Genomic DNA, 22,691 nt, shown 5'->3' with positions numbered 1-22,691 from the left:
TTCAAATAAATTGGTGGTGATGAACGTGTTCATGAATCATAAAACACAGATAAACACATTTTCTGATAAAGATATTTCTACTTTTTGGTTTCCAGGGCGCTGGGTCGGTGGCCTTTCCTTAATTATTGGGCCGCTCCTAACCCTTGGACATGCATTGAGAACTGTAGAAATCATTTTGACCGAGGGGGAGGGGCATGAACTACTTCTGTGAAATCATGATCTGCGAACTGTTTTTTCTTACGATTAGTCAATAGATCTCCAAGTAGAAAACACGTAATTAATCCAGGGCATCTCGGAAAGTCCAAAAAGGCGCGGACAGTTATTATTACTCTTTCATAACTAATACCGAGACATCTTTCCAACCATAAGCTACATCGTTAACTATTTTTCCTCCAAACTCGCTCGTCTTACGAAGGTATTCCTTTCCTCCGATCCGTTCATAGAAACCAAGTCCGGATTCATTTTGTTCCATTACCCACACGATTATGGAATCAATGCCTCTTTCAATAAAATGCTTCGCAATAGTTGAAACAAGTTGTCTTCCTATGCCTAATCCTCTGCACTCCGATAATAGATAAAGTGAATATAATTCTCCATTAAAATTTTCATCATCAAGACTTTTACCTGATGCAAAACCAATAATTTTTTCTGCATCATTCACTGCAACAAAAATAAAAGGATCTTCTTCACTGTTTAAAAAATCAAGCCACTTTTGTTCTGTTTTTTCATAAGATAAATTGTCCAAGTAACTGTCTGGGACTAATCCTTGATAAGTCGTCTTCCAACTATCAACGTAAACTCTTGCTATATCTTTACTATCTTCTTCATTTGCTTTTTTAATCTTCAAACTATTACCTCCAGTAATGCACAACGTAACTATTTTACCTATTTTGACGCAATATACTTGCGGAAACAAGAGCAACAACCATTTTAAGAATTGAAGTCTACGCAAAAAAGGCTCCGGATCAATTACCGGAACCTTCTTCTTCGTCCTATAAGAATGACACCTTATTTCCCTGGCAAAATCGCTTTAGCAGAAACCAACCCAGTCTCCACCAGCTCTTCCCAAAAAGCAGCGGGAATAGATGCCTTCATTGCCTGCAAATCTTCCTTGATGCGGTCCGGCCGTGTCGAACCCGTTACCACTGCTTTCACTGCAGGATGTGCTGTCGAAAACTGCAGTGCGGCATCTTTCAAGTTTACGCCGTGATTGTTTGCCACATCATTGAATCGTTCGACTCTTTTTTTGATGTCAGGCGTGATTTCCTGGTAATCGAAATAATCGCCGCCGAGCAATGCACCTGAATTGAATGCTGATCCGATTACGAGTCCGCCAGCTTTTTCCTGTGCCAGACGCATCATCCGCTCCAAGGCACGCTCGTGTTGAAGCAGCGTGTATTGCGTAGCTGACAAACTAAGGTCCGGGTGCGCCTCTTCCAATTCAAGCGCTACTTCAATCGGGGTAGTTGTGTTGACACCAAGTCCCCACGCTTTGATTACGCCTTCGTCTCTGAGGCGATCCAGCACTTTAAAAGCGCCTTTTCGCGCTTCATCGAACTTCGTGATCCATTCATCCCCGAGAAAATCAGGCGAGAGGTCATGCACAAAAACCATATCCAAACGGTCTGTTTTCAAACGTTTCAGGCTGTCTTCAATCGATTGGAGCGTACCTGCTTCCGTGTAATCCGTTTGGATCTTATTCTTGCGGCCATGCTCAAACAGCCCCTCTTTTTCTTCCTCTTCGTCCAGTATAATCCGGCCGACCTTCGAACTCAGCAGGAAATCATCGCGTTTATAGGAAGACAATACTTCACCAAGCCGAATTTCAGCCAATCCTGCTCCGTAGAACGGCGCCGTATCAAAATAGCGGATGCCTTCTTCCCATGCCGACTGGATCGTCTGCATCGCTTCGTCTTCCGGAACCGCCCTGAACATATTGCCAAGCGGCGCTGTGCCAAGTCCCAGTTTGTTTTTTATAGTCAGTTCGTTTTTCATTTATGGACACCTCTTCTGAAATAGATTTAGTACATATCATCTATAAGTATCTACCCGCTGGGAAATCGGCTAAACTGGCACAGTGCTTTTGCACGTCAAATCAAAAAATAGCCCCTGTGAGTCTTCACTTTACAGGGGCTATTCCAAAAGTTCCCTAGTTCTTTTTCATGATCCAATGACTCTACATTAGCGGACCAGATTTTTCAGAATGCTTTGCCACCCTTGGCGCTGAAGGTGCAAATCGTTTTGCCGTTCTGCCTCGAAGCGTTCTTCAATCAAGCAGCCATAAGGTTTCTCAAAGATATCGATTCGCACATTGCGCCCGTCACCCAATACAAAATACAATTTTTTGCCTGGTTCAATTTCTGTATAAGTACCCCCAAAATCAAAAGACTCACTGCCGTCCTTAGCAGCCATTTCGTAGTGAAATTCGCCTCCGATTGCTAAAGTATTTTCAGCGTTTGGACAATGCCAATCATCGCTGGCATAATTCCAAGACATAACTTTTTCAGGGGTGACAAGCTTTTCCCAAATTACCTCTGGACGATTGCGCGACTTTTCGCGAAGGGTTATGACCTTCCCTAAATCTCCACTAGTTTCAAGCCGAGTCGCCATGCGGTCAAAAGATTTTTCCCAGTTTTCCTTAAACTCTTCTGCTTGTTCTTCCGGCAAATCTTGCTCAACTTCAAAAACACATGTGCTATCTGACTGCGGGATAAATCGATAATTCTCGAAGGCCCCTGACCATTCCTGAGCCAAAGGGGAATCATAGTCATCGGCGCCATCCATCACCACGCCCACGTGCTTGATCGAAATAAACTCCGGCCATTGACTTTCTGCAATTTCTGATAACATACCATTTTCCATCCCATTTTCATCTTCCGCCACAAAACGAATAGCGCTGCCCTTAGTCCACTCCCCATAAAAGGTTGAGCCTTCAGAGAATGTTTCTGTCCAAAAACGATAATGATCCGGATCAACCACAAGTTCCCAAAGCAGTTCTGGACCAACATCAAAAGCCCGTTCAAGGTGAATTCTAATCATGATTTTCTCCCTTCTTTCTCATGGTAATTGCACATTTGGCTTTTTCATGACAACACTTCCTCAATTGTTGGTTCATTGCAGTCCAGATCTCTATTTATCATTTGCCCTATGTCAAAGAGACGTTCACTTCTATGCACCGTAAGCGGCATATCATTTCGAGAACTTGGATTTTAGTAACTTTAATTATGCTTTAAAAATGAGTGTCCGATACGATTCCTTAAGCTCAATTATACTACGGAGAAAAAATAATTTACAGACTGCTTACCCAGAATGCCTGCCGTATACAGTTACATAAGAAGGGAAGGAAAATGGTGAAGACATTCAGAAAAGGAAAAGCGATTATGATGGCTGTTGTTAAAAAGTTAAGTAATTTATAAGAAACAAAAAAGGACCTTGATTGGTCCTTTTTCATTTACGCAAAACTTTTGACATCTATTGATTGCCTTTAATCTGCTTCACGCACTTGAATTCTAGGATGAAGCCAAAACAACCTCCCTCTCTTTGTCGTCTATTTTTTGGTCTTCCTTATCCATAGACACCAATACTTTATTGAAGCGAAGGCTCCGATCAGCCATTCCCCGAATGTATTCACCAACTTCATCAATGGTGATTTTATGGGAAATCATAGATTTGAATTCAAGTTCTCCTTTCGCCATAAAATCCAAGCTGGCCTTCCATGCAATCCCTGGATAAGGAGCTGAGTAGGAATTCCAGGATCCTTGAATCTTAAGTTCTCCCCGCATAATGTGATCCATCGTTTTTTCTTCCAGGTCTATACCGGTATGAGTGATCCCTAAAAAAATCACTCTCCCTTTTTTCTTAGCTGATAAGATGGATTGTTGTTGAGTGATGGCGCTGCCTGCAGTTTCAATTACGACATCTGCACCTAATCCCGTATTTCCAATGATTTCTTCCACGGGATTACATAATTTAGCGTTGAATGTAAAGTTCGCACCGAGCTCTTGGGCCTTAACAAGCTTTTCTTCAAAAATATCCACAGCAATAATCTTAGCTGCGCCAAATATTCTGGCCCATTGTATGGTCAACTGTCCGATGGGTCCACACCCCATCACGACCACTGTCTCACCGGGTTGGATGGCAGCTTTTTGCACCCCATGATAAGCAATTGTTGCCGGTTCTATCCCAGCAGCCGTTTCAAAATCTATACGATCATCGATTTGCAGCACATGATTTTTAGGCGCTTTTACGTATTCTGCAAATGCGCCATTGCTGCCGGTACCAATAATAGTGTAATCATCGCAAAGTCCATAATTGCTTGATAAACAGTATTCACATTTATTGCATGGAATGAGCGGTGCAACTACGACGCGGTCTCCAATTGCAAGGTGGCCAACATTTGCGCCTTTCTTTTCCACTACCCCAGCGAACTCATGCCCCAATATAAGTGGATATTTCCGTGCACCATGTGACATAGCGCGTGGAACATCTGAACCGCAAATTCCACAATACTTCACTTTTATCAAGACTTCATCCTCATTTATTGAAGGGATATCTACAAGTTCGGTGTGAAATTCACCAAGTGAATGCAATACTGCCGCTTCCATCTTCCCTTCCATTAAATCCCATCCTTTTCGTCAAGGGTCTGAAAAACTATATGATTACCTCACTTCTATAGAAGCAATTATTTTCCGATTTGTCAGAAGCTCTGTTTGTCCAGGAAAGCCAAAAACGGGAGTTCCTTCTTCGCTCCAAAGTAATTGTTGTACACGGGCATGACGGTTATGGTCATACAGTGGATTGCCTTGGATTTCTTTGTAAGGGCGGGCGTGATAGACAAGCAAATCAGTTTCTCCGTCTTCTGCTACCGTAAAACTATTATGGCCAGGACCATATTCTTCGGTTTCCTTATTAGATGTAAACACAGGTTCAGTCGATTTTGTCCATGATGCTGGATCCAACAAATCACTATCAGCATCAGCCGTTAAAAGCCCCATTACATACCGGTCATCCGTCGCACTTCCCGAATAGGAAATGAATACTTTACCGGTTCTACGGATAAAAGCCGCACCTTCGTTTACAAAAAAGCCTTCCTGCTCCCATTCAAACTCTGGGGTTGATAAAAGCACCTGGTTGTTCTTTATCGACCATGGATTGCTCATTTCGGCAATGTATAAATTTGAAATGGTGTCTTCTGAAACTTTTTGGGCCCAAACCAGATACCGTTTCCCATTATGCGCAAACGTCGTCGCATCCAATGAAAAACTGTTAAAGTCCGTATTGACTTGGCCTTTTTCGCTCCATTCACCTTCAAGCGGGTTCTCATTCTCACACTCTAATACATATGGCCTGATTGCCCATATATCATCAATGTCTCCAGCGGCATAATGGATGTACCATTTTCCATCAATATAATGAATTTCCGGCGCCCATATATGCAGAGACATGATGCCTTTTTCTCGTTTGGTCCATATAACCGTTTCTTCTGCTTCCGCCAGGCCTTCAATTGACTTCGATCGCCTTAAAACAATGCGGTCATATTCGGGATAAGAACCTGTAAAATAATAATATCCGTCCGTATGTTTATAAATATAAGGATCAGCTCTTTGTTCAACGAGGGGATTAGGATATTTTAAAAGCTGTAGTTGTCCATGGACTTGGAACTTACCGGCTTCCTTGTAATAATCCGTTAAAGACTCCTCCCATTTCACTGGAACTGATGCCTTATCACCGCTTTCAAATTCCACTAGGATATTTTCAGGTAAAACTGGTTCACTCCCGATTCGGGTTGTTATAACCGGTTCTTCAATCTTCAGCATCTGCAATCGCTCCTGTTTTTATAATCTACTTCTTTTCACTTTCTAGCCAAGTAAAGATCATATTCGAGCTTTACGTTTTTACTTGTAACTTATTCAAAACTTGGGACGCTAACCAGTACCACATGCAAATAAATAAACTGATCGAGAAAAAAGGAATAATCCCTGGGTATGTGAGTGTCAGGTAGACTATTGAAAACATGACAGAATAAATGGCGATCGTATAGTGAATTTTAACCAACCCGATGATTAACGCACTTTTCAGATGTTTAAACCATTGATTTTCAAATTGAATAAACAAAGGAAATGTCCAAGCGACAATAATAAGGTAAAAAAAAGTAATGAAATAGAAACCGAAAATCGTTCCAATCCATACACCATCACCAGTGCCTTCGATAATCTTATAGTTAAGGAACAAGACCGCTCCGATTGAGGACAATGTCCATCCGATTTTGTTGGCATCTTTAAAGACTTCTTTATAATATTGCTTAAATAATTGCCTGGCAGGAATATCATGATCTCCATCAAGCCATTTCTTCATCACCCTCAAAGCTGCAGCTGTTGCCGGGAATATTCCAAGTACAACGAACCCACGGGCTGTATAGAAAAACCAGACCAAGTTTAAAACCACAAACCTGGTTACCCACTGAAGGATCGAATCTAGTGATGTGACTATCCCTTTGCCATTCATACTGCCACTCTCCAAGTTAAGAAATTCTTTCTATCCTTTAACGCCACCAACTGCCAATCCAGAAATAAAGAAGCGCTGGAAGTATATAAATAACACGACGATCGGAAGAATCGTCATGACAGACCCTGCAATCAATACATCGTAATTATTGCCGTAGGGCGTGAGCAATGTCGCAAGTCCAACCGGCAACGTAAACATACTGTCCGACCTCAAAACCAAAAGCGGCCAAAGGAAGTTATTCCAGCTGTTCAACCCTTGTAAAATCGCCATAGCCGCAAAAGACGGCAGCATCAAAGGCATCATAATTTTAAAGAAGATACCGTACTCTGTAGTCCCATCCATTCGGGCAGCGTCCATCAATTCTTTCGGCAGTCCTAATGCATATTGCCTGAAGAAGAACACAGCGATCGGTGCCACAATCAATGGTAGCATGACCGCAAAGTAGGTATCGATAAGCTGCAACGTGATCATCAATTTATATAACGGCAACATCAAAATTTCAAAAGGCACCATGATGATGAATAGCACGAGTGTGAATATGAAGTTCTTTCCTTTGAAATCATACATCGCCAATGCGTATCCCACCATCGAGGAAAAGAAGAGGGACAAGAAAATCACAAGTGACGAAACGATCAAGCTGTTGGCATACCACTGCCAGTAGGAATCGGCTTGAGTAAAAATGAAAATATAGTTGCTTAAGCTTAAATCGCCTAGATCAAACGTCAAGCTCATCCCGCTCCGCATCAAATCTGATGATGGTCGAAAAGAGGATACAATCAAACCGAAGACCGGGAAAAGGGCTATAAAAGAGATAAAGACAAAACTTAAATTGACGATCCATTTCAAGGCTTTATTTTTTTTCTTCTTCATCTATTCATCGCTCCTTTTAAAGGCTCCGGTAAGTATGAGTTGGATAAAGCTGACTGCAAAGATGATCAACATCAATACAATCCCGATAGCTGCTCCAAAGCCCATATCATTCTGTTGAATGCCTTCTTGATAGATATAGCCAATCACTGAAAGACCGATGTTGCCTGGTGAACTGGTTTCCCAGAAGACAAAGCTTTCTTCAAACATCCGGAAGCCGTTGATAATCGAAATGGTGACCACGAATATAGTAATCGGCTTCAAAAATGGCAATGTCACGTAGCGGAATTTCTTAAAGACATTGGCACCGTCAATATCTGCCGATTCGTATAATTCTTTAGGTACACTTTGCAATGCCGCCAAGAAGTATAGTACATTGACCCCCATCCAACGCCATGAAGCAAGGGTCACCATCAGGAACATCGCTGACCATGAGTTGTACCGCCAGTCGATGGCTTCCAGTCCAAAAAATGTAACAACCTGATTTGCTACTGCTGTGTCTGATTCCCCGAACATCATACGGAAAATCGTACCTGCGACAATAATTGAAGTTAGAGATGGAATGAATAAAGATGCTCTGAAAATCGTTTTAAATCTCACTAGCTTGGAATCTAAAAACACCGCTAACAGAATCGGAATGACCACTAAGATCACGACCGTAAAGATAACGTACAAAGTGGTATTTTTTAATGCTAGGAAAAACGTGGGGTTAAAAATGCGTTCATAATTGCTCAACCCGATAAATTCAACATTTCCTGGCAGTACTCGCTGGAAACTCATGATGAATGCCTGGATTGTCGGGTAAAGAGTCAATAGTAAGAAGGATAAAATAAAAGGTGAAATAAATACATAAGGTGCCACTTTTTTTGAATTTAAAAACGCCAGTTTGCTTGGCTTTTTATAAACCCGTTCACTCGGTGCTTCTTCCAGCTTATTCGTTATAGGATCGTTTACCATTTTCAATCCTCCTTTTCTGTACTCAAGATTTTTGTCCGTTCTCACTCAGTTACATAGAAAACCTATGACTGCCATACGAATATGACAGTCCAGGCTTCAATTGTACTTATTCTAATTTAATCTGACTGCCTGCTTTTTACTGCCTCTGCAGCAGCCGTCAAAGCTTCTTGAGGTGTTTGCTTCTGTTCAACCAATACATTGTATAAAACAGTGCTTTCTACTTCTTGCTGCGCACTGCTATATTCCGGTGTGTAATAAATCGGTGCAATTTCTTCGCGTATTTCTGACAGCATATCAAAGATGCCGGTATGGAAGTAATCGTAGTATTTGTTATCCGCTTTCATTTCTTCGTTATCCCAAACATCGAATCTTGGTGGATCGAACCCAAGCACTGTCCATAATTTAACGTTTGCTTCTTCAGTTAATTTTGTATAAGCAAGGAACTCTTTTGCAAGATCAGCAGATTCGCTTTGGTTCGTCACTACAGTGGCAGTACCACCGATTCCTGCTGTTCTGTTCCCGCCTTCTTCCCAAACTGGAAGAGGTCTGATCTGCATTTTACCTTCAAGGTCTGGCATATAATCAATGAATCTGCCCATATACCAGATCGGCATCATAAGAGATGCAGCTCCACCGTCGTTCATGAACCCGTAATATTCTTCAGAATGGTGGAAACCACCTGGTGCGGCTACTGCAATTTCATCTTTGTAAATCATATCTTGAAGGAATTGCAAAGTTTCAACGTTCACATCATTGTCCATGATCACTTCGCCATTTTCGTCAAAATAATTTGATTCTCTTTGGCTGATCAGTGGAAACAGAGAGAATTGCTCCGTTGTTTCAATTGTAGTCATCGATTTGCCCGTTTTCTCTGTAACTTGTTTACCAGCTTCTACATAATCGTCCCAAGTTACAATTGAATCGATATCGACGCCAGCTTCGTCCATGATTTCCTGGTTATAGTACATCACAGTAGCTCCTACATGATAGTCGATGCCATAATAATTGCCGTCTTTCTCATATAGGTTAAAACGTTCCTCAACATTATTCTTAAGTTCAGGTTCCACGTACTCATTTAAAGGCTCTAATTGAACATCACCTTTTAAGAAGTTGGAAAATTGTCTGATTTCAATATCGGCTAAATCCGGTGCCCCTGTGCCAGACTGCAAGGCCAACGACAAATTATTGTGCATTTGATCAAACGGATAAGTCTGTGCATTCAGCTTGATTGGCTTGTCAGGATTTTCTTCATTCCACTGCGTCGCAGAATCTTCGAATAGATCCATGTGCAGCTCATTGAATGTCCAAAAGCTTAATTCAGTAGCGCCTTCTATATCATCACCGACTGAAATTGCAGCATCTGCTTCACCGGCATCGCTTGAAGAGTCTCCGCCTCCACCACAAGCCGCAAGTATCAATACAAAAATCAATAGCATAAAACCAGTTAGTTTCTTCAAATTAAATCCCCCTTATGATTTTGAGTTTTGAGCATTCCCCTAAGCGCTCAAGGCTACTTCACAAATAATTTAAAAGATTAAAAAGCCACCTCCTTTAAATTCTATTTTAGTTTATTAATTCCTTTTAAACGGATTACATTCCATGAAGTCTTCGATAAATTTACTTCCAGCAGACCTTCAGTCAACGTTGCGCTTCCGTTATTGTGCGGAAAAACCGTTTGATGACTCGCTGTATTAACTGCTTTTAAGTCTTCATTTTCGAGGACTATATGTTCCACGAGCTGGTACCCATCAAAACTCTTAACATTGCAGCTTATCGGAATGGCCTCGTGTAGATGCTTATTCACCATGAAAATGGTTACTTCTTCCGCCTCTTCGTTGTATACCGCCGCACAGTCAATATACGGAACATCCGTAAAGTCCTTGCTGTCGTATTTAGGAGAGTTTAAGATCGGTTGAAGCGAGATCCCTCTTCCGAATACCGACGCATGCATATATGGATAAAAAATTGTTTGCTTCCATGAGCGGCCATTGTTTTCAGTCATGATCGGTGCGATGACATTCACTAATTGTGCGAGGCAGGCCATCTTCACTCGATCTGCATGCTGCAGGAACGTAATCAACATACTGCCAACCAATAATGAATCTTCAAAGTTATAATGGTCTTCCAGTTGTGGAGGTGCAATTGACCACGGCTCAATTTTTTGATCATTTTCTTTGGAATGGTACCAGACGTTCCACTCGTCGAAACTTAAATACATTGTTTTTTTACTCCGTTTTTTTGCCTTGATGTAATCACAAGTCGAAATGACTGTATTGATGAAATAATCCATGTCCATATTTTTGGCTAGATAGTTTGCCGGATCGTTTGAGTAGTTTCCATAGTATTGATGAAGCGAGATGTAATCGACTTCTTCGTAAGTATGGTCTAAGGTAGTTGCTTCATATTCCGGAAACGTCGGCATATCTGAACTTGAACTGCCGCACGCGACCAATTCAATAGTCGGGTCAACCAGCCGCATGGCTTTGGCAGTTTCTTTCGCTAATCTTCCATATTCGTGCGCAGTTTTTTGGCCTACTTGCCATGGCCCATCCATTTCATTTCCTAAACACCAGGTTTTGATATTGTGTGGCGCTTCGTAACCGTGCGACTTTCTTAAATCACTCCAATATGTACCACCGGGATGATTCGTATATTCAATCAGGTTCCTGGCTGCGTCAATTCCCCGTGTCCCTAAATTGACTGCCATCATCACTTCAGAGTTCGTTTTTTTAGACCAATCAGCAAATTCGTTTGTTCCCATTTCATTGGTTTCAATCGTTCGCCAAGCTAATTCTAAACGCCGTGGACGATCTTCCACCGGGCCCACGCCATCTTCCCAGTTATAGGAAGACAACATATTTCCGCCTGGATATCTGATGATCGGTACATTCAACTCTTTTACCAATTCAATAACATCCTTACGGAATCCTTGCTCATCCGCCAGCGGATGGCCGGGTTCATAAATCCCACCATATACTGCTCTTCCTAAATGTTCGATGAATGACCCATAAATGCGTTCATCCACCTTCGCAATTTGATGGCTCTTATCCAATATAACCGTCGCTTTTAACGCTTCTGCCATAGCCCATCTCTCCTTTTCATCCAAATCGCCTTACTGTTGCTTTACAATATGTCTTTTGCTGCCTTGAGAGAGCGCTTTCATTACTGCTGAAAAAATAATCGGAGAGCGCTAACTCCAACACGTTCGTATATCATGTTCAAATAATTCATCTTGTACGTACAATTAACTATAATACGAAACAAGACATTTTGCAACGGAATTTTCTGATTATTTTTAATTAAAAACAAAAAAACAGCATTTCTGTTTGATGGTATACATCAAATAGAAATACCGTTTTAAGCTCTTAAGATACGGTTATACCTTCTCCAACAATTCCAAATTTTTAGTCGAACTCCTAACGACAAGTTCTGGATCATAAATCATCGAACTGGCATTGTAATTACTGGTTTTATCATGTTTAGAATCAATAAGCGCAATAATAGCATTGGCAGCCAGCTCTCCCATTTCGCTTTTTGGATGGACTATTGAAGTTAATTTCACTTCTGATATTTCAGCCAACATCGAGTCGTCGTGTCCCACAATCGAAATATCTTCCGGAACTTTTATATTCTTGTTCCGCAATAACTCCAAAAGCATCATTGCAAGCTCGTCATTGTAGCAGACCAGGCCCGTAATGGCACCATCGCTTGATGCAAGAAGCTTCTCCAGTTCTTCCAAGGGTTTCGTCTGTTTCTCCTCTGTATTGTAGGTGATGATATGTGTTTCTCTTACGGGGATATTATTTTGGCGGTGTGCTTTTAAAAAACCTTTCATCCGCTTGATGCCTTGCCTGTCATCTGTTTTAAAACAACCGACTATGTTTTTGTGGCCGAGCTTGATCAAATGTTCCGTCTGCAAAAATCCTCCTTTTTCATCATCCATAACGATGCTGATGGGCTCTAACTCATCATAGAAAGCATTGATCATAATATACGGAATATCAAGTTGCTCTAATTTTAAATAGAAAGAGATATTGGGGTTTGAAGAGCCGCTTTTTGTCGGTTCGACAATGACGCCATCAAACTGCTGGGACAGTATTTTTTCCAAAACGCCGCGTTCCATCTCGTGAGTATTGTTTGTGCTGAAAATACTGACTTGATAGCCTTCTTCGCTTAGTTTTGACTCTGCTCCCCTGATGATGGAAGGGAAAATATAATCTGAAAGGTACGTAGTTACGATTGCGATGCTTTTTTGGGAGTTCGTATTGTCGTTGCTTTTTAGGAGGCTTCTATCTGCACAAAACGTACCTGAACCCTGTTCACGATACAGCCAACCCGCTGATACTAGATCGCCGATCGCTAATCTGACCGTATGGCGGCTCACTCCAAATTCCTTCATCAATTCACTTTCTGAACTGATTTTTTGATTGGGCGTATAGATTCCATCGATTATGCGTGATTTAACCGCCCGCTTCACCATATTGTATTTAGTCGTCATATTGTCACCTCTTTTATAGGATCCAAATTAATGGACTGAACTTATTCGTATATGTTAAACATAGCATAATTAAAACGTAAATCAAATGAAGTCTTCTTTTAAAGATAAAGACTTGCCGATGTCGATTCGGCAAGTCTTTATAAGTAAGGCATTATTTCCACACAACCTGGCCGAGCTTCAATTCATTTCTCAACTGTCTGACAGACGTGTTTTCATCAATGATCACGCATTCGATGCCGGTCATATTGGCAAATTCGTATAATTGATCTGTCGTAACTTCAAGGGAGAAAACACTATGGTGCGCTCCGCCTGCATAGATCCACGATTCAGTCGCTTCACTTAATGAAGGCTCAGGCTTCCACAGGACCTTTGCAACAGGCAAGTTTGGCGTGTCTTCAGTTGGCTGCTCTGCTAGCACTTCATTGACGACAAGACGATACCTGCCTCGCAGTTCCACTAACGAAGCAACAACTGCCTTCCCTCCTTGTCCGTCAAAAACAAGTCGGGCCGGATCTTCTTTTTCGCCGATTCCAAGCGGATGCACAATGATTTTCGGTTTATTCGCAGCAATCGTCGGACAGATTTCGAGCATATGGGAACCTAAGATCATTTCGTTTCCTGGCTCTAGATGGTACGTATAATCTTCCATAAAGGATGTTCCTTTGTTTCCTGAGACGATTTTCATCGTGCGCAACAATGCCGCGGTCTTCCAGTCGCCTTCTCCAGCAAAGCCATAGCCTTGCGCCATCAGACGCTGTGCTGCGAGTCCTGGAAGCTGTTTCATGCCATGGAGATCTTCAAAATTCGTTGTAAAGGCGTTATAATTCCGGTCAGACAGGAACTTCTTCAATCCCAATTCGATTCGGGCTTGCTCCATGATTGCTTCCCTAACCGCTCCCTGTTCTTCGGCTTCAGCAGGCAACTCATACAATTGCTCGTATTCTGCATATAAATTTTCGAGCTCTTCATCTGTGACCTTGTCCATTTCTTCAACTAAATCGCCGATCCCATAATAATCTACGGTCCACCCGAATTTAATCTGTGCTTCCACTTTATTGCCGTCTGTGACCGCGACATTCCGCATATTGTCACCAAAGCGGGCAACTCTGATGTTAAATCCTTCGGTAACTGCCACTGACGTTTTCATCCAACCGCTGATGTCATGGATGACTTGGTCCTTTTCCCAATGCCCAACGACCACTTTTCGGGCGATGTCCATTCTAGTGGCCATAAAACCGTACTCGCGATCGCCATGTGCTGATTGGTTCAAATTCATGAAGTCCATATCAATTTCCTGCCATGGAATATCCCGGTTAAACTGAGTCCCGAAATGAAGCAAAGGTTTTTGAAGTGCAGCAAGACCGGAAATCCACATTTTAGCCGGAGAAAAGGTATGCATCCACGTAATGATGCCTGCACAGTTTTCATCACTATTCGCTTCCATGATAATTTTACGGATATCATTTGAATTGGTTAGGACTGATTTGAAAACGATTTTATATGGAATATTTTTATTGCTGTCCAACCCTTCGGCAATCGCCTTTGAATTATTCTCTACTTCTTCGAGTGCCTCTTTGCCATAAAGGTGCTGACTTCCTGTTAAAAACCAAAATTCATAATCCCTGACTTCCAGCATAGTATTGCTTCCCCCTTATTATACGAATGCATTTTCTTGTTTTGCCATAAACCGAATCGCACGCATTCTTTTCATCATATCGTTTTCCCCACGCCCAAAATAATCATGGAGAATGGAATATTCCTTGTACAAACTCTCGTAAACCACCACATTCTCCGGAATCGGTGTGATGACTTTGTCTTTGATCCTTGCCATTTTACTCGTTGCTTCAAGAATCGAATCGAATCCGCCATTTGCTGAACCCGCAGCAAGCGCTCCGAACATGGCCGCACCCAAAGCCGGTGTCTGGTAGGAATCGGCAATTTTAATCACGCGATTCGTCACATCCGCATAGATTTGCATCAACAATTGATTTTTATGCGGCAAACCGCCGCAAACATAGATTTCGTTCACTGCCAGGCCATTGGCTGTAAAGGCATCGACAATTTTGCGCGTCCCAAATGCCGTCGATTCAAGCAAAGCCCGGTAAATCTCTTCAGGCTTTGTTTTTAAAGACATGCCGATCATCAACCCGCTCAGATCCGTATCGACCAATACAGACCGATTGCCGTTCCACCAGTCAAGCGCCAATAATCCCGTTTCACCCGGTCTGTACGCCACCGCTTTTTTCTCCAGTAATTGATGGAGAGTCAAGCCTTCTTGGATAGCATCGTTTTCAACGGAACTCGATACCGCGTTGTCCACAAACCACGCAAACAGATCCCCGACTGCGGGTTGCCCGGCTTCATATCCAAACAACCCGGGAATGATGCCGTCTTCAACCACGCCGCACATGCCTTCCACTTCAACTTCCTTATCCCCTAAAAGCAAAGAACAAATGGAAGTACCCATGGTCATCACGAGTTTTCCGGGTTCAGTCACGCCCATAGCCGGGACTGATACATGCGCATCCACATTTCCGACAGCTACGGCTATGCCTGCTTTTAATCCAGTGGCTTGCGCCATCGCTTCAGTCAACTCTCCAGCTTTTGTACCGATAGGAACCACGTCTCCGCGAAGTTTTGTCGCAACCAGGTTCTCCAAGCGCGGATCCAAGGCTTTGAAGAATTCGTTCGACGGGTAGCCATCCTGTTTATGCCAGATCGATTTATACCCCGCAGTGCAGCTGTTGCGAATTAAATTCCCGGTCAATTGTGAAGTTACCCAGTCTGTCGCTTCCACAAAACGGTCTGTTTTTTCATATATATCAGGAGCTTCGTTTAGAATTTGCCAGATTTTAGCGATCATCCATTCCGAGGAGATCTTTCCGCCATAACGGGCAAGGAACTTCTCTCCCCGCTGTTCCGCGATTTCATTTAATTGATTGGCTTCATCTTGTGCGGCATGATGCTTCCATAACTTCACCCAGCTATGGGGATTGTTTTTCAGTTCCGGATGATCGGACAAGGGCTCGCCCTCTGCGTCAATCGGCAGCATCGTACATGCTGTAAAGTCGATGCCGAGGCCAATGACTTGTTCAGGGTCTACTCCGGATTTCTGCAATACGTGAGGAATCGAGTTTTTCAACACCTCGATATAGTCCTGAGGATGCTGCAGCGCCCACTCATCTTCGAGCGGGATTCTCGTATTCGGCAAAATTTTGTCTATCACGCCGTGGCGGTAAGGTGTTACATGATCGGCAATTTCCTTGCCGGTTTCCAAAGAAACAAGGACAGCGCGGCCAGATTCCGTTCCATAATCGACTCCAATTGCATAATTCGTATTCATCCCATTAACCCCCTATTGTACTTTGGCCATAATATGCTGCCGCACCGTGTTTTCGTAAATAATGCTTATCCAGCAATCGCTGATCCATACTGGATACATCCGGATTCAGTTGATACGTCTGCAACGCCATTTTCGCCACTTCTTCCAACACAACCGCATTATGGACGGCTTCATTTGGGTCTTTGCCCCATGAAAACGGCGCGTGGTTATGTACGAAGACACTTGGAATTTCATTTGGATTCTTGTCTTTGAACGTCTCGATGATGACTTTGCCTGTTTCAAGTTCATAAGCTCCATTAATTTCCGCTTCCGTCATTGCCCGTGTGCAGGGAATAGTTCCATAAAAATAGTCCGCATGCGTAGTCCCCAAAGCCGGTAAACTTCTGCCGGATTGGGCCCAGCTTGTTGAGCACGGAGCATGGGTATGGACCACCCCTCCTATTTCCGGGAAATTCTGATACAAATAGATGTGCGTAGGTGTATCGGATGACGGTTTCAGATCTCCCTCTACAATATTGCCGGCTAAATCGACAACCACCATATCTTCTGCCGTCATTTCTTCATAGGAAACACCGCTTGGCTTAATGACGACAAGCCCTTCTTCCCGGCTGATACCGCTTACATTTCCCCACGTGAATGTCACCAGATTATGTTTCGGCAAGGCTAAGTTCGCTTCCAGTACTTGTTTTTTCAGATCAGTTAACATTTAGTCATCCTCCTCCATATATACGTACAAGTAGTTTATTTATTCAATATTAACCTAAGATGTACGTATAATCAATAATGTATTTGTATTTTCAGAAAATAATTTAAAGGAATACAAAAAAACAGTGTAATTTCTGGATCGCGCTGCTGAACTTGAAGATAAAAAATAGGTAGAGAATTCCCTTTAGAATCCTCTACCCAGCTTTCCACTATTAAGTTATGAATTTTTTATCGGGTGGCAGTAAGAATCCCATTCCTGTTTGTTAAGCCGTTGAATTGACTTCGATATTTTACTGAAAGCCCTTTTTTGGTATATGTAAAAGAAATTACAGATAGTAAGTCATTGAAAAAGACCTGCTGTAAAACGGCAGGTCTTAAATACACACATCATTTCAATTTTGCTAATAGGTTTCAATATCCCACGAATGCTGGATGTCCACTGCTCCTTTAAGCGTTTGTGCTACAGGACAACCTTTATCAAAGACAGACAAAGCCCGTTCTGCCGCATCTTGTTTCCCATCCGGCACTTTCACATGATAGTGGGCTGTGATTTTTGTTACTTTCAATACGCCTTCTGGAGCTTCGATTGTCCCTTGAACATTTGCATGCACTTTATCTGGTGAAGTTGGTATATGACGCGCTTCCAGCGCGCCGGATAATGTCCCGACCAGTCAACCACCGGCAGCTGCCACAAGATGATCCAGTGTTGATGGATATTCCGGATCGGTCTCAACTCCATAAAACGCTTTTACTCCTCCGTGTACACCATACAAAACAGGTTCTTCAAAATCACCAATATACGCTTCACGTATTTTATTGGCTGTATCTTTTTGGATAATGGTTATTTTCGTCAACTCGATGGGTTCACTCACTTAATCATCTCCTTTTTCAAAGAATATCAATCAACTGACTTTGCTGCAAAAGACAACCTAAATACAATTTTATATTACCCTGCACAGCCAAACAGAAAACATTCCCAATTCTGCTAAACCGAAGCACCTAGAATAGCTTGGAGAAGCTGGGTGCCGAATTCCACTGAAGCGTAATCCTTGTCTCTGGTGATCAATGAGATAAAACTTCTTCCGATGCCAGGCCGAAAAGATTTTCTGATTTTCACAATTGGTCAGTACGTCCCTCGCTGGATATTGAATTGCGGATTGGAACATAGGAGCTGGTCTTATCGACTTAACCCAGATGCTTGTCGAATTCATACAAGGTTAAATAAAACAGGTAGAGAATTCAATCAAGATTCTCTACCTGTGCTTCCCATATTAAATTACGAATTTTTTACCGGGTGATGGTAAACGTGCTCCGGGTAATCGGTAATGATGCCATCTACATTCAAATCGAATAGCCGCAAAGCTTGTTCTTGTGAACGTGAAGTGTATGGATAGATGTCCATCCCCGCTTCATGGACATCGCTAACCAGTTCATCCGTAACAATGTTCATCGTTGGGTTGAAATAATCGGCGTAAGTCGCAAATTGGGCTAATTGTTCTTCCGTTACATCTGCCCAGCTGCCACCTGTCAAAACGCCATGAGAAAGATTGGGTAAAAGCTCTTTCGATTTTTCCATGGATTTGTGGTTAAAGGATTGGATGATGATTTTATTATGATTCGGCTTACTCATATTTCGTTCGATCAATGCATCCGCCATCTTCTCTTCCACTCCCGGATAAAGTTCCGGTGCTTTCAATTCGATCAGGATACCGACTTTCCCGCGAAACGCATCCAACACTTCTTCGAAAGTGGGAACAGCCTCGCCCGCATAGGCTTCACCGAACCAGCTGCCTGCGTCCAATTGTTTAATTTCCGCTAAGGTTAAGTCACCCACTTTGCCGGTACCATTTGTTGTGCGGTTTACCGTAGTGTCGTGGATAACGACAAGCTCTCCATCTTTTGTCATTTGGACATCGATTTCGATATAGTCCGACTTCATTTCAACTCCTTTTCGGAAAGCTTCCATCGTATTCTCTGGTGCATGTCCCGAAGCTCCGCGATGTGCGATGTTCACCATTTCCTGCTGTTCCTGTTTGGATATCGTTTTGCCCGCTTCTCCCTGTTCAGCTGCAAATGCAGGCCCGGTAAAGGCTGTCAACGCTAGGCTTGCTGCTAAAATAGTCATCATTCGTTTCAACTAACCACTCCTTTTCTATTGATAACTTAAGTATAAGAAGTGAATATGTTGTAGGTATTAATAGAGCATTAAGAAAGGTTAAATAATGTAAATTAACGGAAATATTTTACTTCTTACCACATTGAAGGGATTTTAGGGGCAAAGCACTTATAGACAAACAAAAAAGGACTTTTCAAAGTCCTTTTTTGTTTTAACGATAAATATATTGTTTAATTATTTCGCTGCTGTCACATGTTGAAAATGATAGTTCAGCTTTTCTTCCATAGCATCTTTGTTTTCGGCGAATTGTTTATGGCGATGGCCATTGCCCCCTGATGGATGCGGGAACCCTGAAAGGATATTTCCAGATGCAACCAATCCTTGATCCACCAGGTAATTCAAAGCGTTCGAAACGTTTACGCCCAGCGGAATGATCAAGGCGTCACTCAAAGTCTCCAGTTCTGTCGCGAAGTTTTCTGTAAGGTATTTTTTCAATATCTCGTTCTTCAATAGATTCGGCGTTGACCCGCTGTAGTTTTTGCCATTGTGAAAAACAGGATACGCCAGAACCGAAGTCGTATGCACCAGGTGGCTGGCTTCTTCAAACAGCTCTAAACTGGTGGACAAGCCCAGATGCCCGTTCAACCCGAGTTCATCCAGCATCTTGACCAAATTCTTTCGCATGGTCCCTTCAAAACTGGAGTTGTTCTTTACTTGGCGAAGAATTTCTTCATCGTCCCTTTCTTTCCCGACTGCATCAATTACAGTCGAAAAGGATCTTTTCATCTGGTGCATGCCCGGTGTGATGCCGACAATCACCACTTTTGCCTCTTCATTTACATATTCAAACGGCGCGTAGTAAATCTCCAGTTTTTTCTTATCGTCTCGATCCAGTAAAAATGTCTCATTGATCAATGACTCGTCTGTATACGAAGATCGTATGGATTGGATGGATTCTTTGTACTGCTGGAACTTTGCGTATTTTGCGATTGTCATGGATAAAACTCCTTTTATTGAATGAAATTTAGATTTTTTGTCATTTCGTACTCTTCGATTTGATAGCCATGCTCTTCAGCAGTGGCTTCGATCCTCGTATTGATTTTAGTGATATTGTCTTCTAATTTCTTGCTTTTGATTAACTTATGTACGGCTTCCTGCACCTTTTTAATGCTCGACCAGTCGGCAACTTACAATGCTATGAGTATGCTATTTCAATTTGATATATTTCTCACTGCAGCTTTAAAACGGTATTGACAAGCATCGCAATTACCATCAACAGAAAAAAGTAATCGCTCTCTCCCTGGCAGGATTATGGGCGATTACTCCTTAAGTTAAACATTCTCATAATTTGGACGGCGGCTCTTATGCGGCATGTACTGCGCTGATCGGGTGTAACAGCACTCCGTCTTTATTATATCCATAATATAGCATACTACTTTTAAGGGAAGAAGCAGAATGCTATGAACAGAGAGAGTGAAGGTGTATTAAAGACCTTGGAGTCCGGGTCAATCTAAGTAGAGGCTATTCAACTTTTATATGAGCGACCTGATCAATTTTCGGCTTGACGTTTACACACGGTTTCCCTCCTTCTATCGTCAAAGCTGAAGATGTAGAGCGCTTAACATATATCCAAACGTTTGAAACAGCTAGCATACAAAGAAATACTTAGCCCATTGTTGAATTGATTGCGCAGTATGTTGAAGAAAGTTTAACGACCTATTTAAAAGCGATATGGTAAGTATGATGTCTTTAACTTATTTATTTTCTGGAAAAAGTCCTCACTACGGCTATATATTCGCTTAATTAAGATTTTGCGAACATATAACGTCTAAAGTTGGATAGATGCCTTTTTGTCGGAAAGTATCTCCTCTTCTTCTATTTCTAAAATGTATCCGCTCACGGCAGTGTTTCCTAAGGAGCGGGTTGATAAAATCGACTATTTCATTAATTCAAATAAATAATTAGATATCAGCTAAAATTGGATTTAGCGTAAAATTTACTATCCTTGACTTTGATCCTATCTTTACAATGGATATTAAACTAAACAAGAAATATAGGCCGTTTTCTAATGTCTCCCCCAACAAGAAAGACTATTTAGCTAAACAGCACATTGAGCAGCCCTTAAAGGATATGCCCTTCTATGTAGTAGAATATTTACGTGCAAAGAAACGAGCCTCCTATTCTGTACCCAAGTTGAGCGGCTACCTGTACGATTACTAGCGCTTCTTCAACTTGGTTACGCCAAGAAGGCTTTATGGATGTGGAAACGACTGCTGCCATCCTCTATACTGTCCTGAAATTGTTAAGAATAAAGACATGGAACTGTTTTTTGGGAGGTTGACGGAGAAAAAGATTGAGAAGCGAGAAGGCATCTTTATTACCCGCTCGGTGGATAGCACCATTTGCTCAAGTTCCTGTTCAATTATTTGACAACCGAAAGCGAGGACGACGAAGGCAAATGTTACTTCTACCGGAATGTCATTTCCAAAAACAAATCACCAATTTCCTGAATTTTTTCCAGAAGAACTATGTCTTGATTTTAACTTCCCGACACGCTGCACGATTTGGGCTCAAACGCCTTTAGGACATCGCCATCTTTTTCCCTGTTCTCCGGGAGCGGAATGCGGCTCAACGAAGTGGCTGGCCTGTTGATTCCGGTTATCGACCTGATTCACGGGTTTGTGCATGCTCTGTGCAAAGGCAATAAGCTCGATACCGTTAGCATCACCGATACCTCGATGAAAGAACTGAAGAACTACCTGGACGAACGGGAGCGGCTTTACAAACCGGACAAGAAGAATCAATTCGTTTTCTTGACAAAATACCGTAGCAAAGCCAACCCAATTTCAGTGGAGTCCATTGAGAAGCTTGTGAAGAAGTATTCGGAGCATTCATGGCGGAAACGATTGAACCCTCCTTAGCTCAGTCAATCCTTCGCTAAAGGCTTTCTGGATGAAAGTGGTTTACTTGTCGCATTGAGCGATCAGCTCGGCCATAACCCTATCGAAACCACTTTCCTCTATACAAATCTTAATAAAGAAGAGCGACGGAAGGATAATAAAGAAGAAAAACAAATAAGCTGAAGTGAGACTTCTTAGAGCGTCTCCTTCCGCTTTATACACCTGATTTACTTTGTAGAACATTTATATGATTGATGTTTGTAATTTAGCGTCCCAATGAATTTCTGGAAAGGTAAAAGCAAAATTCACGATACCTTTTTGCTTCTATCCTCTGTTATTAAGTTTCCCTACATCTATATGGCCTCTTATATTAAATAGACATTGACCAGTTTATACACAATTACTTGAGGTGTTGAATTTTTTCATCACTATTATAGGCTCTTCTCTTTATTCATTCTTAATCTTGTTCTAATGAAATATACATCTGTATTCCAAGTACCATCATTACTGTTATTGACAATATCTAAGCAATATCAAGGGAGAAGATTAACTCGACCATAATTCAATTGAGACCACATTTCTCTACACCAACCTTAATCAGGAAGAACAAAGAGCGATTCAGCGGCGTAAGAGTAATAATGTAGAAAGAAATTTGAGAAAAAAAACTATGATCAACTTGTTTGGGTGATTCTCAAAGGTTTTCTAATGATTTCACAAAGATCTATTTAAAAGTAAAAAAGCGTAAAAGTCCTTTTAGATACGGTCTTTTACGCTTTTTCGTTTTTCTCGTTACACTAATTA

General features: G+C 41.9%; 19 protein-coding genes. 1 reads left to right on the top strand and 18 read right to left on the bottom strand.

Annotated features, from left to right (window positions below; genetic code table 11):
- Nucleotides 1-325 precede the first annotated feature (325 nt).
- The 18 genes from ACRC6Q_RS08575 to ACRC6Q_RS08490 all read right to left on the bottom strand — a co-directional run bounded on the left by ACRC6Q_RS08575 (nucleotide 326) and on the right by ACRC6Q_RS08490 (nucleotide 19,986).
- The gene (locus tag ACRC6Q_RS08575) at nucleotides 326-847 is read right to left on the bottom strand and encodes an N-acetyltransferase family protein (RefSeq protein WP_431466272.1); all 522 of its coding nucleotides are present in this window, start codon (nucleotides 845-847) and stop codon (nucleotides 326-328) included.
- A gap of 161 nt (nucleotides 848-1,008) precedes the next feature.
- Entirely contained in the window at nucleotides 1,009-1,995 is a 987-nt protein-coding gene (locus ACRC6Q_RS08570; protein ID WP_431466271.1) for an aldo/keto reductase, read from the bottom strand.
- A 186-nt stretch (nucleotides 1,996-2,181) separates the two neighbouring features.
- Nucleotides 2,182-3,039 carry an SRPBCC domain-containing protein gene (locus tag ACRC6Q_RS08565; RefSeq protein WP_431466270.1) on the bottom strand — a complete coding sequence of 286 codons (858 nt, stop codon included), beginning with the start codon at nucleotides 3,037-3,039 and terminating at the stop codon, nucleotides 2,182-2,184.
- A gap of 470 nt (nucleotides 3,040-3,509) precedes the next feature.
- On the bottom strand, nucleotides 3,510-4,604 hold the full coding sequence (locus ACRC6Q_RS08560) for a galactitol-1-phosphate 5-dehydrogenase (protein WP_431466269.1): 1,095 nt from the start codon (nucleotides 4,602-4,604) through the stop codon (nucleotides 3,510-3,512).
- A gap of 54 nt (nucleotides 4,605-4,658) precedes the next feature.
- Nucleotides 4,659-5,822 carry a family 43 glycosylhydrolase gene (locus ACRC6Q_RS08555; protein WP_431466268.1) on the bottom strand — a complete coding sequence of 388 codons (1,164 nt, stop codon included), beginning with the start codon at nucleotides 5,820-5,822 and terminating at the stop codon, nucleotides 4,659-4,661.
- Between the two features lie 64 nt (nucleotides 5,823-5,886).
- Complete coding sequence (locus tag ACRC6Q_RS08550) at nucleotides 5,887-6,504, bottom strand: YesL family protein (RefSeq protein WP_431466267.1); 618 nt, start codon at nucleotides 6,502-6,504, stop codon at nucleotides 5,887-5,889.
- A 30-nt stretch (nucleotides 6,505-6,534) separates the two neighbouring features.
- Nucleotides 6,535-7,374, bottom strand: a complete 840-nt coding sequence (locus tag ACRC6Q_RS08545; RefSeq protein WP_298827477.1) for a carbohydrate ABC transporter permease — start codon at nucleotides 7,372-7,374, stop codon at nucleotides 6,535-6,537.
- Nucleotides 7,375-8,328: a carbohydrate ABC transporter permease gene (locus ACRC6Q_RS08540; RefSeq protein WP_431466266.1), complete on the bottom strand. Its 954-nt coding sequence runs from the start codon at nucleotides 8,326-8,328 to the stop codon at nucleotides 7,375-7,377.
- Between the two features lie 116 nt (nucleotides 8,329-8,444).
- Nucleotides 8,445-9,785: an ABC transporter substrate-binding protein gene (locus tag ACRC6Q_RS08535; RefSeq protein ID WP_431466265.1), complete on the bottom strand. Its 1,341-nt coding sequence runs from the start codon at nucleotides 9,783-9,785 to the stop codon at nucleotides 8,445-8,447.
- 101 nt (nucleotides 9,786-9,886) lie between these two features.
- Complete coding sequence (locus ACRC6Q_RS08530) at nucleotides 9,887-11,410, bottom strand: alpha-N-arabinofuranosidase (RefSeq protein ID WP_431466264.1); 1,524 nt, start codon at nucleotides 11,408-11,410, stop codon at nucleotides 9,887-9,889.
- Between the two features lie 294 nt (nucleotides 11,411-11,704).
- Nucleotides 11,705-12,826, bottom strand: coding sequence for a GntR family transcriptional regulator (locus ACRC6Q_RS08525; RefSeq protein ID WP_431466263.1), 1,122 nt, complete (start codon nucleotides 12,824-12,826; stop codon nucleotides 11,705-11,707).
- Between the two features lie 151 nt (nucleotides 12,827-12,977).
- On the bottom strand, nucleotides 12,978-14,462 hold the full coding sequence (gene araA, locus ACRC6Q_RS08520; RefSeq protein ID WP_431466262.1) for an L-arabinose isomerase: 1,485 nt from the start codon (nucleotides 14,460-14,462) through the stop codon (nucleotides 12,978-12,980).
- Between the two features lie 18 nt (nucleotides 14,463-14,480).
- Complete coding sequence (locus tag ACRC6Q_RS08515) at nucleotides 14,481-16,169, bottom strand: ribulokinase (protein WP_431466261.1); 1,689 nt, start codon at nucleotides 16,167-16,169, stop codon at nucleotides 14,481-14,483.
- A gap of 4 nt (nucleotides 16,170-16,173) precedes the next feature.
- A complete protein-coding gene (araD, locus tag ACRC6Q_RS08510) occupies nucleotides 16,174-16,875 on the bottom strand; it encodes an L-ribulose-5-phosphate 4-epimerase (RefSeq protein WP_431466260.1) in 702 nt (233 codons plus the stop codon).
- 400 nt (nucleotides 16,876-17,275) lie between these two features.
- Nucleotides 17,276-17,545 (bottom strand): OsmC family protein, encoded by a 270-nt coding sequence (locus tag ACRC6Q_RS08505; protein ID WP_431466330.1) that lies wholly within the window; start codon nucleotides 17,543-17,545, stop codon nucleotides 17,276-17,278.
- The gene (locus ACRC6Q_RS08500; RefSeq protein ID WP_223643076.1) at nucleotides 17,546-17,746 is read right to left on the bottom strand and encodes a hypothetical protein; all 201 of its coding nucleotides are present in this window, start codon (nucleotides 17,744-17,746) and stop codon (nucleotides 17,546-17,548) included. It lies immediately after the preceding gene.
- A gap of 404 nt (nucleotides 17,747-18,150) precedes the next feature.
- Complete coding sequence (locus tag ACRC6Q_RS08495) at nucleotides 18,151-19,002, bottom strand: glycerophosphodiester phosphodiesterase (RefSeq protein ID WP_431466329.1); 852 nt, start codon at nucleotides 19,000-19,002, stop codon at nucleotides 18,151-18,153.
- A gap of 222 nt (nucleotides 19,003-19,224) precedes the next feature.
- Nucleotides 19,225-19,986: a hypothetical protein gene (locus ACRC6Q_RS08490; protein ID WP_431466259.1), complete on the bottom strand. Its 762-nt coding sequence runs from the start codon at nucleotides 19,984-19,986 to the stop codon at nucleotides 19,225-19,227.
- Nucleotides 19,987-21,554: 1,568 nt separating this feature from the next.
- Between ACRC6Q_RS08490 and ACRC6Q_RS08485 the strand changes: the two genes are divergently transcribed.
- Complete coding sequence (locus ACRC6Q_RS08485; RefSeq protein ID WP_431466258.1) at nucleotides 21,555-21,911, top strand: tyrosine-type recombinase/integrase; 357 nt, start codon at nucleotides 21,555-21,557, stop codon at nucleotides 21,909-21,911.
- Nucleotides 21,912-22,691 lie beyond the last annotated feature (780 nt).

It is taken from the genome of Planococcus sp. SE5232 (assembly GCF_050686535.1).
Classification (GTDB): Bacteria; Bacillota; Bacilli; order Bacillales_A; family Planococcaceae; genus Planococcus.
Note: the sequence above shows the minus strand (reverse complement) of the source record. Positions and strands in the feature narration are given on the sequence as shown.